Here is a 15,253-nt window from a genome sequence, read left to right on the forward strand (position 1 = left end):
CCGCCTGTCGTTGACGCCTGCCCGCGTGTCCTGAAGCCGACCGGGACGCGGAGAGCCGACGACCCCCGAGAGGACGTGCCCCCGTGGCCGATCCGCCCGTTGCCGTACCCCGGACCAGGACGGTCCGCCTGGTCACCGCCCTGCTCGCGGTGCTGCTGGCCGCATCCGGCTGCGCGGCCGCCGGTGCCGACGGCCCGACCGTCCGGCTCGCCCAGTTCCCGTGGAGCGCGGCGAAGCTGACCAACGCGATCCTCGGTGAGGTCGTCGCGGCCCACCCGGAGCTCGGCGTCGGCCGGCTCAAGACCATCCAGGTCGGACCCGCGACCGCCTGGGCCGGCGCCCAGCGCGGCGACGTCGACGCCCTCACCGAGGTCGCGATGCCCAACCAGTCCGAGCTGGCCGCGAAGGCGGCGGAACGGATCGAGCTGGTCCACCCGACCTACGAAGGCGCCGAGCAGGGCTGGTATGTCCCCAGCTACGCGGTCGAGCCGGGACAGCCGCTCGCCGGGCTGACCAGCGTCACCCAGCTGAACGACTACGCCGACGCCCTCGGCAACCGGCTCGTCGACTCCGACCCCAGCTTCCTCACCACCGAGTACAACGCGAAGCGCCTCGCCGGGTACCGGCTGGACCTGGAGCAGGTGACCTCCAGCGAGGCCGCGCAGATCGCCGAGCTGCGCCGCGCCTACGAGCGCCGCCAGCCGATCCTGGTCTACCTGTACCGGCCGCACTACATCTTCGAGGAGCTCGCGCTGACCAAGCTGACCGAGCCGACCCCGGCCCGCGACGACTGCTACACCACCGGCGACGGCGCCTGCGCCATGCCGGCGTACTCGGCCTGGACGGCGGCGAGCCCCGAGCTGGCCCGCACCAGCCCCGGCTTCGCGGCGATGCTGCGCCGCTTCGAGCTGCCGCTGCCCGATGTCGAGCAGATGCTCCAGCGGGTCGACGTGGACAACCAGGACGTGGAGGTGGTGGCCCGCGAGTACGTGGCCGCGCACCCGGACCGCGTCCGCCAGTGGGTGGGAGCCGGAGCATGATCGAGGTACGGAACCTGACGAAGGTCTTCGGCGACGGCAAGGCCGCCGACGAGGCCGTGCGGCTGGCAGGCGAGGGACTCGGCCGGCCGGAGATCCAGCGCCGCACCGGGGCCACCCTGGCCGTGCACGACGTGTCCTTCGACATCGGCGACGGCGAGCTGTTCGTGATCATGGGCCTGTCCGGCTCCGGCAAGTCGACGCTGGTCCGGCTGCTGAACCGGCTCATCGAGCCGACCTCGGGCAGCATCGCCGTCGACGGCCGCGAGCTCGGCTCGCTCGGCGCCGCCGACCTGCGCACGCTGCGCAACGAGCGGATCGCGATGGTGTTCCAGCACTTCGCGCTGCTGCCGCACCGCACCGTGCGGCAGAACGCCGAGTACGGGCTGCAGATCCGCGGCGTCGACGCCGGCACCCGTCGCGAGAAGGCCGAGTGGGCGCTCGAGCAGGTCGGCCTCGGCGACCGTGCCGACGCGCTGCCCGGCCAGCTCTCGGGCGGCATGCAGCAGCGCGTCGGGCTGGCGCGGGCGCTGGCCAGCGACACCGATGTGCTGCTGATGGACGAGCCCTACTCCGCGCTCGACCCGCTGATCCGCCGCGACATGCAGCAGCTGCTCGTCCGTCTGCAGCGGGACCTCAAGAAGACCATCGTGTTCATCACCCACGACCTCAACGAGGCCATGCTGCTCGGTGACCGCATCCTGCTGCTCAAGGACGGCCGGCTCGTCCAGGTCGGCACCGGGCCGCAGATCCTGGAGTCCCCGGCCGACGACTACGTCGCCGAGTTCGTCTCCGACGTCGACCGCAGCCGGGTGCTCACCGCCGCCGACGTGATCCGCGAGGCCCGCATCACCGTCACCCTCGACGAGCGCCCCGCCGACGTGCTCGTGCGGCTGGGCAGGGCCGAGGCGACCGGCGCCTACGTCGTCGACGACGGCCACCGCATCCTCGGTGTCGTCCGCGACGACTGGCTCGGCCACGCCGCGGGGCGGGGCGCCACCGGCATCGACCGGTCCGCCCTGGTCGAGGAGTACCGCACCACCGAACCGGGCCGGCCCCTGATCGACCTGCTGCACCAGGTCGGGCGCAACCCGGTCCCGCTCGCGGTGGTCGACGACGGCCGCCTCACCGGCGTCGTCCCGCGCGGTGCCGTGCTCGCCGCCCTGTCGACCCACGACGAGGCCACCGCCGACGGGAGGAACGCCTGATGCCCAGGTTCGAGTTCGGGAGCTACGTCGAGGCGTTCATCCTCTGGCTGCTGCAGAACGCCGGGGTCGTGTTCGACGCCGTCGGGGTCGCGATCACCGCGGTCGTCGAGGCGGTGACCTCGATCTTCACCGCCCCGGTGTGGTGGGTCTGGCTGCTGCTGCTCGTGGCGCTCGCGCTGCTCGTGCGCGGGGTCGGGTTCGCGGTGTTCACCCTGGTCGGCTTCCTCGTCGTGTCCTCGTTCGACCTGTGGACCGAGACGATGGAGACCTTCGGCCTGGTGCTCGTCGCGGCGCTGATCGCGGTGGCGATCGGTGTGCCGCTGGGCATCTGGGCCGCCCGCAGCCGCGCGGCGAGCCGGACGCTGCGCCCGGTCCTCGACCTGGCACAGACGGTCCCGGCGTTCGTCTACCTGATCCCGGTGGTGCTGCTGTTCGGCATCGGTGTGGTGCCGGGCGTCGTCGCGACGATCGTGTTCTCGATCGCGCCCGCGGTCCGGCTCACCGAGCTGGGCATCCGGGGCGTGGACGGCGAGGTCGTCGAGGCCGCGCACGCCTTCGGGGCCCACCCCCGCCAGATCCTGCGCGAGGTGCAGCTGCCGATGGCGCTGCCGTCGATCATGGCCGGCGTCAACCAGGTGATCATGCTGGCGCTGTCCATGGTGGTCGTCGCGGGCCTCGCCGGTGCCGACGGGCTGGGCACGACGGTGGTCAGCGCGGTCACCCAGCTCGACATCGCGACCGGTGTCGAGGGCGGGCTCGCCGTCGTCATCGTGGCGATCTTCCTCGACCGGTTCACTTCGGCACTGGCCGAGCGCCCCGAGGGGAGCCTGCTCGCGAAGCTGCGCGCCCGTCGCCCGCAGAAGGCCGCGGCGCGGGCCGCGGAGCGCACGTCCCCGGCTCCGGCCGGTTCGGCGGTCACCGGCGCGAACGCCTGAGCGACGTCCGCCCGGCATCGGCGCCGGTCGGCCCTGTGAGGTGCCGTGCGAGCGTCCGGCGTCCGCACCGCATCCCCGCGGTCCGGCCGGCTCCGCGGTGTACCCGGACGCCCGACCGGACGTCGCCTCGGCTCGACCGGCGCCGGAAGATCACCGGTTGTGGAGCGATCCGTTCACGACGCGGGCCTCATCCTCCACAACCGGTGATCATGGTCGGGTGGTCCGAGGCGGCCGGCCGTGCACGTGACGAAGATCTGCCGGCTCTGCTCGGCCATCGCGTCGCCGGCGCCGTCGCGGACGAGCGCCGTGACCCGAGCCAGGCCGACGCCGACCACGCCCGGCTGCTGACCTCGCTGCTCCGGTCCGTCCGCGGGTCGGGCGCCGCGCCCTGGGTCAGCTGTCGAGCCGGCCGGCCGGCCGGGCCGGGGCCACGCACCGCCACGCGTCGGTCACGATCTCGGTGATCTCGTCGCGGTCGGCGGCGTCGGGGCCGGTGCCGTCGAGCACCACCCCGAGCCAGCCGCGGTGCCCGACGTAGGCGGGCCGGAAGAAGCGGGCCGGGTCCTCGGCGACCAGCTCGGCCTGCACACCCGGCGCCGCGGCGCACCAGAACGCCAGGTGCGGGTGGCCGTGGTGGTGCCCGGCGTAGGAGACGAACATCCTCCGCACGAACCACGACGGCGACCCGTGGCTCTGCTTCTCGGTCACCTCGGGCAGGGACAGGCAGATCTCCCGCAGCCACGGCAGCGGGTCGGCGGGGTCCGGGTGGCGTGCGGTCACGGGCGCCCCGCGGACGGCCGGTAGGTCCCCACGCTCCACGTGTTGCCCTCCGGGTCGGCGACGGCGCACTCGCGCGAACCGTAGTCCTGGTCGACCGGCGCCATGGTGATCTCCGCCCCCGCGGCGGCCGCGCGGGCGTGCACCGCGTCCGGGTCGTCGCAGGTCAGGTAGACCACGGTCCGACCGGTGTCGAAGCGGTCGCCCCCGGCGCGGCGCGGTCCGATCAGCACGACGCCGGTGTCGGCGCCGTCGTCCCAGGCGAGCTCGGCGTGGGCGACCCCGCCGTCGTCGCCGGTGTGGACGGCGACCTCCCGGAAGCCGAGCGCCGTGGTGAGGAATGCGATGGCGGCGCGGGGGTCGTCGTAGCGGAGGGTCGGGTGGATGCTCATGACGAACCATCCTGACCGGGGCGCGGCGGTGCGTCGTGAAGGAATGGGAACTGTTCGGCGCGGAATGCGGCGGGTGAAATCCCCGCGAGCGCCCGGAACTCGCGGGAGAGGTGGGGCTGGTCGGCGTAGCCGCACTCGGCGGCGACGAGCGCGAGCGGGTCCCGCCCGCCCCCGACCAGCTCCGCGGCGCGCGCGAAGCGCAGCACCCGGCGGACGGTGCCGGGGGCGAGACCGACCTGGGTCCGGAACCGGGACTGCAGGTGGCGGCGGCTCCAGCCGGTCTCGGCGGCCAGCTCCGCGACGCCGACCCGGCCCGCGGTCGCGCTGAGCCGGTCCCAGGCGTAGCGCACCTCGGGTGCGGGGAGGCGTGCCCGGTCGTCCAGGAGCCGGTCCGCGAGCAGTCCGCTGACCAGGTCGAATCGGCCGTCCCAGGTGGGCTCGGCGGCCAGGCGGGCGGGCAGCGCGGCGAGCACGGGGTCGTCGAGCTCGTCGAGGCGGGGCACCGTGCCGCCGGGCAGCGCCCGCCCGCCGAGGAGGGTGTAGGTCGCCGCCGGGGTCAGGTCCACCTGCACCCCGGCCTGCGGGCCGGTGAACTCGGTCAGCACCCAGGTGTCGCTCAGGCCGCCGACGAACGCGGCCGCCGGCCCGGTCCCGACGGCCGGCCCGGACAGCGTCAGCGGGTGCAGCCCCAGGATCAGCGCGGTCCCGGCGGACGGCGGCTGACGACGACGCAGGGGAGCGGCGGCGTGCTCGCGGTAGCCGAGGTAGCGCAGCACGTGCGCTCGCAGTGCGGCGGGCGGCCGCCCCGGCACGTACTCGGCGGACATGGACGATGTTGTACCCCCACTCCTCACCCGGCGGCCAGCGCGACCGCCAGGCCGAGCATCACCGTGGCGACGACGCCGTCGAGCACCCGCCACGCCGTCGGCCGGGCGAACAGCCCCGCGAGCCGCGCCGCGCCGAAGCCGAGCCCGGAGAACCAGGTCAGGCTGGCCACGACCACCCCGGCGCCGAACGCCCACCGGCCGTCGTCGCCGTGCGCGGCGGCCAGCGACCCGAGCACCAGCAGGTCCAGCATCATGTGCGGGTTCAGGAAGGTCAGTGCGGCGGCGCTCCCCAGGACGGGCACGAGCGGGCGCGCCGCGCCGCGGACGTCGGTGTCGAGACCGGCGGGACGCAGGGCGCGCCGCAGCGCCAGCAGGCCGTAGCCGGTCAGCCACGCGACGCCGCCCCAGCGCACCACCTCGACCAGGCCCGGCACCCGGTCGACGACCAGCCCGACGCCCGCGACCGCCGCGGTCACCAGCACCAGGTCGGCCAGCACGCAGAACACCACCACCGCCGGGACGTGCTCACGTCGCAGCCCCTGCCGCAGCACGAACGCGTTCTGTGCCCCGATCGCCGCGATCAGCGACAGTCCCGTCCCGAATCCCGCCAGCACACTCACGTCACCGACGCTAGGCCGACCGCGCCAGGAATACGTCAGCAACTGAAAGAACGTCATGAACTGTAGAATCGCTTCATGTACGACCGGGAGCGGCTCGCCACCCTGAGCGCCGTGGTGGAGGAGGGTGGGTTCGACGCCGCCGCCGCGCGGCTGTCCATCACGCCGTCCGCGGTGTCCCAGCGGATCAAGGCCCTGGAACGGCAGGCGCGCCGGATCCTGGTGCGCCGCACGCGCCCCTGCGTCGCCACCGAGGAGGGCGCCGCGCTGCTGCGGCTCGCCCGCCAGATCGCCGTGCTCGAGGGGGAGGTCGAGGCCGGTTTCGGCAGCGCCGACACCGCGGGCACGCACCTGCCGATCGCGGTGAACGCGGACTCGGTGACCCACTGGTTCCTGTCCGCGGTGGTCCCGCTGGCCGCCCGGTACGGGGTCCGGCTGGACCTGCACGTCGACGACGAGCAGCACACCGCGGCCCTGCTCCGGGAGGGCTCGGTGGTCGGGGCGGTCACGACGTCGTCCGCGCCGGTGCAGGGCTGCACGGTCCGGCCGCTGGGCGCGACCCGCTACCGGCCCGTCGCCGCCCGGCCGGTGTACGACCGGTGGTTCGCCGGGCGGGACCCGGCCGAGGCGTTCCCGCTCGCCCCGCGGGTCGACTTCGGGCCGAAGGACCGGTTGCAGACGCGGTTCGTCCGCGGGCTCACCCACCGGCCGTGCACCGGCCCGGCGCACCGGGTGCCCGCCGCCGACGGCTACCACGACGCGATCCGTGCGGGTCTGGGCTGGGGGATGTTCACCGACGGCCCGGCCCGGGAGGCCGCGGCCGCCGGGCGGCTCGTGCTGCTCGACGCCGAGCGGCATCTCGACGTCCCGCTGTACTGGCAGCACTGGAAGCTCCGCACCACGGTGCTCGACGCACTCACCGAGTCGGTCTGCGCCGCGGCGGCGACGATCCTGGTGCCGCCGGCCCGCTGACCGGGAGGTCTCAGATCCCGGACCGCCAGGGGCGTCCGAGCCGGATGTCGCAGGTGATGACCCCGCGGTCGACGCCGGTGAGGTCCGCGATCAGGTCGCGCACCGCGTCCTCGGCCACCCGGGGGTCGTCGACGGTGGTCGACGCCTCGATGCCCGGCACGTAGAGGGTGAGCCTGCGGTCCGCCCGCCAGGCCACCACCTCGAAGTGATGGTCACCGGTCACCCGTCCACGGTAGCCCGGCCGCGGCGCGAACGGGGCGGATCAGCCGACGGTCGGGTCGGCGGCGCGGCCCGCGTCCGCGCCCGGCTGCGTGTCGTCCTGCTGGGCGGGCACCGGGTCGCCGGTCGTCTCCGGGACACCGGTCGGCTCGACCGGTGCCGGAGGATCGGTGGGGGCCACCGGGTCCGCGGTCGGCTCCGGCGTGGGCTCGGCCGACGGCGTGCTCGTCGGCGTCGGCGGGGCGGTCGGCTCGTTGGGCGCCAGGGTGGAGGGCGACTCACCGATCGGCCTGAACGCGGGGAACTCGGCCGTGCCGGTGGCGCGCACGGTGTCGGACATGAACGCCTTCCACACCGATCCGGGCAGGTCGGCGCCGTTGATCGGGCGGCCCGCGGAGTCCTGGATCGGGTCGTTGCGGTCGGTCCCGACCCACACGGCCGTCGCGATCCCGGGGGTGAAGCCGGCGAACCAGGCGTCGTTGTTCTGGCCCTCGAAGCGGGACTGGACGGTGCCGGTCTTGCCGGCGGCCTCCTGCCCGTCGGGCAGCTGCAGCCCGTCGTTGTCGACGACGTTCATCATCGCCTCGGCGACGTTGCGCGCCACCTGCTCGGGGAAGCGCTGCTCGCCCTCGCCCGGCTGGTACTCGTAGAGCACCCGCCCGTCGGAGTCGACGACCTTGGACACCATGTGCGGGGCGTGCCAGACACCTCCCGCGGCGATGGTGGCGTAGGCCGACGCCAGCTGGACCGGCGTGACCTCCTTGTTGCCCAGCGGGAGCCGCGCGTCGGGGTTCTCCAGTGGCGCGGTGATGCCGGCGAGGCGGGCGGCGTCGGCGACCTTCTGCGGCCCGACCTGTGCGGCGAGCTTGGTGAAGACGACGTTGTTGGAGATCGTCATCGCCTGCTTGAGGTCGCAGCGCGGGCAGTTGGCGCCCTCGGCGTTGCGCAGCCCCGGCCGCTCGGACCCGTCGAAGGTGGTGCCCAGGCCGATCGGCGGGTCGTTCAGGAGCCCGGCGAGCACGGCGAACGGTTTGAACGTCGACCCGGGCTGCTTCATGACTTGGGCGTAGTCCAGGCCGGTGCCGTTCGGCCCGCCGTAGTAGCCGACGATGCCGCCGGTGCGCGGGTCGATCGCGACCGCGCCGGTGCGCAGCAGCTCCGGCTCGCCGCGCAGCTTCTGCTCGACCGAGTCGGTGAGCTGCTGCTGGCGCTGCGGGTCGATCGTCGTCGTCACCTGGAGGCCGCCCTGGGCGAACGCCTGCTCGGAGATGCCCAGCGAGCCCAGCTCGGAGCGGACCGCGTTGAGGATGTGGCCGCGGGCGTCGGTCAGCGACGACGAGCGCGAGGTGTTCTCCGGCGCGATGGTCTGCGGGAACACGGCGGCCTGCCGGTCGGCCTGGGAGATCCAGCCCTGGGCGGCCATGCCGTCGAGGACGAAGTTCCAGCGCTGCTTCGCCCGGTCCGGGGAGTTCGCCGGGTCCCAGTTGGACGGCGACTGGATGATCCCGGCGAGCAGTGCGCCCTCGCTGGGGGTCAGCTGGGCCGCGGGCTTGCCGTAGTAGGCGAGGCTGGCGGACTCGATGCCGTAGGCGCCGCGGCCGAAGTAGATGGCGTTGAGGTAGTCGTTGAGGATCTCGTCCTTGGACTTCTGCCCGGAGACCTTCAGCGAGACGATCAGTTCCTTGTACTTCCGCCAGTACGTCGCGTCGTTACCCACCAGGGTGTTCTTGACGTACTGCTGGGTGATCGTCGACCCGCCGCCGACGCCGCCGGTCAGCTGGTTGACCATCGCCCGCAGGATGCCGGTGAAGTCGAAGCCCGGGTTCGAGTAGAACGACCGGTCCTCGGCCGCCAGCACGGCCTCGCGCACGGGCACCGGGATGGCGTCCATCCCGACCTTGATCCGGTTGCCCTGCTCGGGCACGAGGCGGGCGAGCTGGCCGCCGTCGGCGTAGGAGACGGTGGCGATCTGGTTCTGCACCGCGTCGTCGGTGCTGGGGATCGGGAACAGCAGCCAGCCGAGCCCGAGCAGCAGCAGCGGCAGCAGCACGATCGACGCGGCCGTCCCGACCAGCGAGTACACGACCTGCCGGCGACGCCGGGTCCGGCGCTCCTCGGGGGTGAGGGCTGCCTTCTGGTCGGCGTCGAGGATGCCGAGGCGGCGGCGCACGACGCCCACGCCGGGCCCGACGAGTGCGATGACCCGGTCGAACGGTCCGTCGGGCTCGGCGCGGCGCCGGCGGCGCGGGCCGGGGGCCGCGGCGTCGACGAACTCGGCGTCCGCCCCGTTGCCGGGGGCGGTGACCCGGGCGGTGGGCGCACCGCCGTCGCTGCGCGGGGCGGTGGCGGGCACGAGCCCGGTCGGGGCCTCGGCGGCGGGGGCGAGCGCGGTCGCGGCGTCGCCGGGTCCGGGACGGCGGCGGCGACCGCCGGTGCGCGCGGGCAGGGCGTCGGTCGTGGATTCCGCGCCCTCGTCCGGCTCGGGACGACGACGGCGGCCGGTGCGGGTGGTCGCGGCGGTGCCGTGCGGGACCGCCGGGCCCGGGAACGGTGCCGAGGGCGCGGCGACGGCCGTGGTGGCCGCAGCGGTGACCCCGGTGGTGGCCGCCGTGGTGGCGGCGGAGGCCGGGCCGGGCCGGGCGGTACCGGTCGGGGGCATGGCGGGCCGGGGGACCGGCGGCAGCGACGGGTGCTGCGCGGGGCGGGGCGCGGCGCCCTGCGGACCGGCGCCGGGGGCGCTCGGCGCCGCCGGGGCGGGGCGGGGCCGGGCGTGCGGCCCGGTGTTCCGGTGCCCTGGGGCAGGCGCGGCGCCGTGGGCGTCGCCGGTGCCGGATCGTGGTGCCCCGGCCCCCGGGCGGTCGACCGGCCCGGCCGGCGCCGGCGCGGTGGGCTGCCCGGCCGGGAACGACGGTGCGGGGCCCGGGCGGCCGGGTCCGCCGGCGCCGGGGCGCCGCTGCGGGCCGGTGGTGTGCCGGGGCGCGGGCGCGGGGGGCGGGCCCGCGGGCGTTGCACCGGTGGTGCCGGGCCGCAGTGTGCTGCCGGGCTCGCGGGGCACGGTGCCGCCGCGCACGCGCAGCCCGACCTTCGTGGTGCCCCCGGAGCCGTTGACGCCGGAGCCGGAGCCGCTGCCGCCCGAGCCGCTGCCCGCGGAGCCGGGGGTGCCGGAGCCGCTGCCCACGGAGCCGCTGCCCACGGAGCCGTTGCCCGAGCCGTTCGCAGAGGTGTCGTTCACGGGAGCGCCGTTCGCGGAAGCGCTGTGCGGGGGAGCGCTGTGCGGGGGAGCGCTGTGCGCGGGGGCGCCGTCCGCCGGGGCCCCGGTAACGGGGGCGGCGGTCGCGCGAGCGGCCTCGCCGGCCCGCCGGGAGCGCCGACGGCCGGTGCCGCCGTCCTCCCCGGTGCCGCGGGCCCCGTCCGGGCCGGAACGTCCGGTCGACCCGGTCGACCGGACGACGTCGGCGAAGGAACGGGCCTCCGGCTCGGCGGACCGCGCGCGCCGTCCACCGGCGGGGGCGCCGTGCCGTGCCGAAGCGCCGGAGTCGGCGCGGGCGACCTGGTCGCTGCCGTGCCGGCCGGTCGGGCGCTCCTCGGTGTCGACCGCACGACCGGAACCGGTCGATCCGTGGGAATCGGACCCGGGGGAGCGGCGCGACCGCGGCGGTGGGGGCGGGCCTGCGGGCAACCGGCTCTCCCTTCTGGTCGACGGCCGGCGGAACCGGACGGTGGCGTGGTCTCACCCGGTCAACGAGTTCGCTGTGTCAACGAGGGACCGGAGGGCGGCGTTGTGCCCACCTGATCGACGTCACTCGAATGTCGGCACGTCAGCGGGGTGATGGCGCGCTCCGTGACCGGATCGCCCGATCATGGTGCGGCATGCGGACCATCGTGCCCGCGGCCGAAGGGACGCACAGGCGACACGATCACTGCGTCGAGCAACGGCCGGTTGCGTGCGACGACGCGCGGGCGGCCCAGCGCCGGACGGCCGGACGGCCGCATCCGGCGGGACGACCGGCCGTCGTCGATCGACGGGCGGCGGCAACCCCGACGCCGACCTGCGGCAACGGGTCAGGAGAGCAGCGGGCCCATGCGGTCGCGCAGCGCGACCGCGGCCGACAGCGGCCGCACGAGCACGGTGAGCTCGCGGATCCGGCCCTCCTCGTCGGTGCGCAGGATGTCGACGCCCTGCACCTCGCGCTCCCCGACGGTCGCGGCGAACTCGAGGACGTGCCCGTCGTCGCCGGAGTACCCGGCGACGTAGTGGAACCCGCCGAAGACGGTGAACACCGCGCCCAGGATCGGGCGCAACGCCTCCCGGCCCCGGTAGGGGCGGTGCACGCCGGGCGAGCGGAACTCGACGTCGTCGCGGCAGAGGGCGACGGCCGCGTCGAGGTCTCCGGCCTCGATCGCGGCCCGGAAGCGGGCGGCGGCGTCGTTCACGCCGGCGATCATGCCCCACCCGCCCCGGGTCAGGCGGCCGCGGCCGCCGGGCGCAGGCCGACGGCGCCGGCCAGCAGCTCGTAGGAGCGCAGCCGGTCCTCGCCGCGGAAGGTCGAGGTCGTCACCATCAGCTCGTCCACCCCGGTCCGGGCCACGAGCTCCTCGACGCCGGCGCGCACGGTCTCCGGCGAGCCGATGACCTGGTCGGCGTGGCGCTGCTCGACGAACGCCCGGGCCGGGTCGGTCCAGTCGAAGGCCGCGACCTCCTCGGGGCCGGGCAGCGGGCGCGGATCGCCGAGGCGCAGGTGCAGGAACTGCAGCGCCGAGGGCAGCGCCAGCTCGTGGGCGCGCTCGTCGGTGTCGGCGCAGGTCACGGCGGCGGCGATCATCGAGTACGGCTGCGCCAGCAGCGCCGAGGGCCGGAAGTGCTCGCGGTAGAGCTCCAGCGCGGGCAGCGTGTTCGCGGCCGAGAAGTGGTGGGCGAAGGCGAACGGCAGCCCGAGCATCCCGGCGACCTTCGCCGAGTAGCCCGACGAGCCGAGCAGCCACATGGTCGGAGCGTTCCCCACGGCCGGTACGGCGAGCACGCCGGCGTCGCCACGGAAGTAGGCCGCGAGCTCCACGAGCTGGTCGGGGAAGTCGTCGGGGGCGTGCAGCCGGTCGGTCCCGGTCCCGCGCAGCGCGGCGGCGGTCTGCGGGTCGGTGCCCGGGGCGCGCCCGATGCCGAGGTCGATCCGGCCGGGGTGCAGTGCCTCGAGGGTGCCGAACTGCTCCGCGACGACGAGCGGGCGGTGGTTGGGCAGCATCACCCCACCCGAGCCGACGGTGATCCGTTCGGTCGCCCCGGCCAGGTGCGCGATCAGCACCGGCGGCGACGAGCTGGCGATCCCGGGCATGCCGTGGTGCTCGGCGACCCAGTAGCGGGTGAAGCCCAGCTCCTCGGCCCGTCGTACCAGGCGGGTGCTGTGCGCCAGCGCGTCGGTGGCCGACGAGCCGTCGGCCACGGGGACCAGGTCGAGCACGGAGAGAGGGACCACGACGGCTGCAACACCCGCACCCGCCGGGCGTCTTCCCGGCGGTCGAAACCGGTTCGCGGCCCCCGACTAGCATCGGAGGTCCATCTGTTCGCACCACCTCTGGAGGCACCCCCGTGTCCGCACCGTCCGCCCCGCCCGCGTCCGCCCCGATCCGGGTGCCGGCCGGGACGACCGCCGGCGCGCGCGTCCGGGAGGGCGGGCTGCCGACCAGCGGTCCCGAGGCGATCGTCGTCGTGCGCGACGCCGAGGGTGCCCTGCGCGACCTGGCCTGGGCCCCCGAGGCCGACGCCGAGGTCGTCCCGGTCCCGGCGAACACCGAGGAGGGGCGCAGCGTCATCCGGCACTCGGCGGCGCACGTGCTCGCCCAGGCCGTCCAGCAGCTGTTCCCGAAGGCCAAGCTGGGCATCGGCCCGCCGGTCACCGACGGCTTCTACTACGACTTCGACGTCGACACCCCCTTCACCCCCGAGGATCTGAAGAAGATCGAGTCGGCGATGAAGAAGATCGTGAAGGCGGGGCAGCGCTTCGAGCGCCGTCGCTACGCCTCGCAGGACGAGGCCCGCGCCGAGCTGGCCGACCAGCCGTACAAGCTGGAGCTGATCGACCTGAAGTCGACGGACGACTCCGTCGACAGCGGGGAGGTCATGGAGGTCGACTCCTCCGGCGAGCTCACCGTCTACGACAACGTGCACGCCCACACCGGCGCCGTCGTCTGGTCGGACCTGTGCCGTGGCCCGCACCTGCCGACCACCAAGTTCATCCCGGCGTTCTCGCTGACCCGCTCGGCCGCCGCGTACTGGCGGGGCGACCAGCGCAACGCCCAGCTCCAGCGGATCTACGGCACCGCGTGGGAGTCGCAGGAGGCGCACGACGCCTACCTGGAGCGCATCGCCGAGGCCGAGCGGCGCGACCACCGCCGCCTGGGCAGCGAGCTGGACCTGTTCAGCTTCCCCGACGAGATCGGGTCGGGCCTGCCGGTCTTCCACCCCAAGGGCGGCGTCGTCCGCAAGGAGCTGGAGGACCTGTCCCGCGAGCGGCACGCCGCGGCCGGGTACGAGTTCGTCTACACCCCGCACGCCACCAAGGGCGCGCTGTTCGAGAAGTCCGGGCACCTGGAGTGGTACGCCGAGGGCATGTACCCGCCCATGCAGCTCGACGCGGAGTACACCGCCGACGGCGAGCTGAAGCGGCCGGCCGTCGACTACTACCTCAAGCCGATGAACTGCCCGATGCACAACCTGATCTTCGCCTCGCGCGGACGGTCCTACCGCGAGCTGCCGCTGCGGCTGTTCGAGTTCGGCACCGTCTACCGCTACGAGAAGTCCGGTGTGGTGCACGGGCTGACCCGGGCCCGCGGGTTCAGCCAGGACGACGCGCACATCTACTGCACCCGTGAGCAGATGCAGGGTGAGATCCGCAGCCTGCTGCAGTTCGTGCTGGACCTGCTGCGCGACTACGGCCTCGACGACTTCTACCTGGAGCTGTCGACCCGCAACCCGGAGAAGTCGATCGGCTCCGACGAGTCGTGGGCCGAGGCCACCCAGGCGCTGCGCGACGCCGCCGAGAGCTTCGGGCTGACCCTGCACGACGACCCGGGCGGCGCCGCGTTCTACGCGCCCAAGATCTCGGTGCAGGCCCGCGACGCGATCGGCCGCTACTGGCAGATGTCGACCATCCAGGTCGACCTGATGCTGCCGGACCGCTTCGAGCTGGAGTACACCTCCTCGGACGGCTCCCGGCAGCGACCGGTCATGATCCACCGCGCGCTGTTCGGCTCGATCGAGCGCTTCTTCGGCGTGCTCACCGAGCACTACGCCGGTGCCTTCCCGGCGTGGCTCGCCCCCGTCCAGGTGGTGGGGATCCCGGTCACCGAGGCCCAGGACGACTACGTCCGCGGCATCGCCGCCCGGCTGCGCGCCGCGGGCATCCGGATCGACGTCGACTCCGGCGACGACCGGATGCAGAAGAAGATCCGCACCCACACGCTGCAGAAGGTGCCGTTCCTGATGCTCGTGGGCGGTCGCGACGTCGAGGCCGGCGCGGTGAGCTTCCGTTTCCGCGACGGCTCGCAGACGAACGCGGTGCCGGTCGAGCAGGCGGTCACCTCGATCATCGAGTGGGTGCGGTCGCGCACGAACACCTCGCCGACCGCGGAGAGCTTCGGGGTCGACGCCTAGGATCGGCTCATGGAGCAGGAGTGGGTCCCGCAGGAGGGGACCGGGACGCCCGACGGCTTCGCCCGGCTGTGGACCCCGCACCGGCTCGCCTACATCCAGGGCGCCGGTGACACCGGCTGCCCGTTCTGCCGGATCGCCCGGGGGGACACCCTGGGCGACTCGACGGACCCGGACGCGGACAACCTCGTCGTCGCCCGCGGGGACGAGGTGTTCGCGCTGCTCAACCTGCACCCGTACAACCCGGGGCACCTGATGGTGCTGCCCTACCGGCACGTCGCGGACCTGGAGGACCTCACCGACTCCGAGGCGGGCGAGCTGATGGCGTTCACCCGCCAGGCCGTCGTGACCATGAAGCGGATCGCGGCGCCGCACGCGTTCAACGTGGGGCTCAACCTGGGCCACGTCGCGGGCGGCTCGCTGGCCGAGCACCTGCACCAGCACGTCGTCCCGCGCTGGGGCGGGGACGCGAACTTCATCGCCGTCGTCGGGCAGACGAAGGTGATCCCGCAGCTGCTCGCCGAGACCCGCGACCAGCTGGCACAGGCGTGGGAACCGCCACGTCGCTGACTCCGGCCGCGCCGACGGCGGGCGGACCCGGTATCGGACTACGCTGGCAGCGTC

Annotated in this window: 14 protein-coding genes; 6 read left to right on the forward strand and 8 right to left on the reverse strand. The window is 74.5% G+C overall.

All coding sequences use genetic code 11. The features are described from left to right. Positions 1 to 83 precede the first annotated feature (83 nt). Genes DMP15_RS14295 through DMP15_RS14305 form a run of 3 tightly spaced genes read left to right on the forward strand, consistent with a single transcriptional unit; the run spans position 84 to position 3,180 of the window. Complete coding sequence (locus DMP15_RS14295; RefSeq protein WP_073574620.1) at positions 84 to 1,040, forward strand: glycine betaine ABC transporter substrate-binding protein; 957 nt, start codon at positions 84 to 86, stop codon at positions 1,038 to 1,040. Continuing rightward, entirely contained in the window at positions 1,037 to 2,245 is a 1,209-nt protein-coding gene (locus tag DMP15_RS14300; RefSeq protein WP_073574621.1) for a quaternary amine ABC transporter ATP-binding protein, read from the forward strand. The genes DMP15_RS14295 and DMP15_RS14300 overlap by 4 nt, the downstream gene beginning before the upstream one ends. Next, on the forward strand, positions 2,245 to 3,180 hold the full coding sequence (locus DMP15_RS14305) for an ABC transporter permease (protein ID WP_337826013.1): 936 nt from the start codon (positions 2,245 to 2,247) through the stop codon (positions 3,178 to 3,180). The genes DMP15_RS14300 and DMP15_RS14305 overlap by 1 nt, the downstream gene beginning before the upstream one ends. A gap of 393 nt (positions 3,181 to 3,573) precedes the next feature. Here the strand turns inward: DMP15_RS14305 and DMP15_RS14310 are convergent, their stop codons facing one another. The 4 genes from DMP15_RS14310 to DMP15_RS14325 are packed head-to-tail and all read right to left on the reverse strand — an operon-like array spanning position 3,574 to position 5,796. After that, complete coding sequence (locus tag DMP15_RS14310; RefSeq protein ID WP_073574623.1) at positions 3,574 to 3,960, reverse strand: MmcQ/YjbR family DNA-binding protein; 387 nt, start codon at positions 3,958 to 3,960, stop codon at positions 3,574 to 3,576. Beyond that, positions 3,957 to 4,349 carry a VOC family protein gene (locus DMP15_RS14315; protein WP_073574624.1) on the reverse strand — a complete coding sequence of 131 codons (393 nt, stop codon included), beginning with the start codon at positions 4,347 to 4,349 and terminating at the stop codon, positions 3,957 to 3,959. Before DMP15_RS14315 ends, DMP15_RS14310 begins: the two co-directional genes overlap by 4 nt. Next, entirely contained in the window at positions 4,346 to 5,176 is an 831-nt protein-coding gene (locus DMP15_RS14320; protein WP_073574625.1) for a helix-turn-helix domain-containing protein, read from the reverse strand. Before DMP15_RS14320 ends, DMP15_RS14315 begins: the two co-directional genes overlap by 4 nt. Before the next feature lie 23 nt (positions 5,177 to 5,199). Continuing rightward, the gene (locus DMP15_RS14325; RefSeq protein ID WP_073574626.1) at positions 5,200 to 5,796 is read right to left on the reverse strand and encodes a LysE family transporter; all 597 of its coding nucleotides are present in this window, start codon (positions 5,794 to 5,796) and stop codon (positions 5,200 to 5,202) included. A gap of 75 nt (positions 5,797 to 5,871) precedes the next feature. Between DMP15_RS14325 and DMP15_RS14330 the strand changes: the two genes are divergently transcribed. Next, positions 5,872 to 6,765: a LysR family transcriptional regulator ArgP gene (locus DMP15_RS14330; RefSeq protein WP_073574627.1), complete on the forward strand. Its 894-nt coding sequence runs from the start codon at positions 5,872 to 5,874 to the stop codon at positions 6,763 to 6,765. A 10-nt stretch (positions 6,766 to 6,775) separates the two neighbouring features. Here the strand turns inward: DMP15_RS14330 and DMP15_RS14335 are convergent, their stop codons facing one another. The 4 genes from DMP15_RS14335 to DMP15_RS14350 all read right to left on the reverse strand — a co-directional run bounded on the left by DMP15_RS14335 (position 6,776) and on the right by DMP15_RS14350 (position 12,455). Further along, entirely contained in the window at positions 6,776 to 6,988 is a 213-nt protein-coding gene (locus tag DMP15_RS14335) for a hypothetical protein (RefSeq protein ID WP_073574628.1), read from the reverse strand. Between the two features lie 39 nt (positions 6,989 to 7,027). After that, on the reverse strand, positions 7,028 to 10,216 hold the full coding sequence (locus DMP15_RS14340) for a transglycosylase domain-containing protein (protein ID WP_337826014.1): 3,189 nt from the start codon (positions 10,214 to 10,216) through the stop codon (positions 7,028 to 7,030). 830 nt (positions 10,217 to 11,046) lie between these two features. Next, entirely contained in the window at positions 11,047 to 11,418 is a 372-nt protein-coding gene (locus DMP15_RS14345) for a nuclear transport factor 2 family protein (protein ID WP_337826015.1), read from the reverse strand. A 29-nt stretch (positions 11,419 to 11,447) separates the two neighbouring features. Then, positions 11,448 to 12,455, reverse strand: a complete 1,008-nt coding sequence (locus DMP15_RS14350; protein WP_337826016.1) for an LLM class flavin-dependent oxidoreductase — start codon at positions 12,453 to 12,455, stop codon at positions 11,448 to 11,450. Positions 12,456 to 12,568: 113 nt separating this feature from the next. Between DMP15_RS14350 and thrS the strand changes: the two genes are divergently transcribed. Together thrS and DMP15_RS14360 are read left to right on the forward strand one after the other, a co-directional pair. Further along, positions 12,569 to 14,632, forward strand: coding sequence for a threonine--tRNA ligase (thrS, locus tag DMP15_RS14355; protein ID WP_337826017.1), 2,064 nt, complete (start codon positions 12,569 to 12,571; stop codon positions 14,630 to 14,632). Positions 14,633 to 14,641: 9 nt separating this feature from the next. Then, positions 14,642 to 15,199 (forward strand): HIT family protein, encoded by a 558-nt coding sequence (locus DMP15_RS14360; RefSeq protein ID WP_073574632.1) that lies wholly within the window; start codon positions 14,642 to 14,644, stop codon positions 15,197 to 15,199. Positions 15,200 to 15,253 lie beyond the last annotated feature (54 nt).

The sequence above is a fragment of the Pseudonocardia sp. UM4_GMWB1 genome (assembly GCF_017312155.1).
Classification (GTDB): Bacteria; Actinomycetota; Actinomycetes; order Mycobacteriales; family Pseudonocardiaceae; genus Pseudonocardia; species Pseudonocardia alni.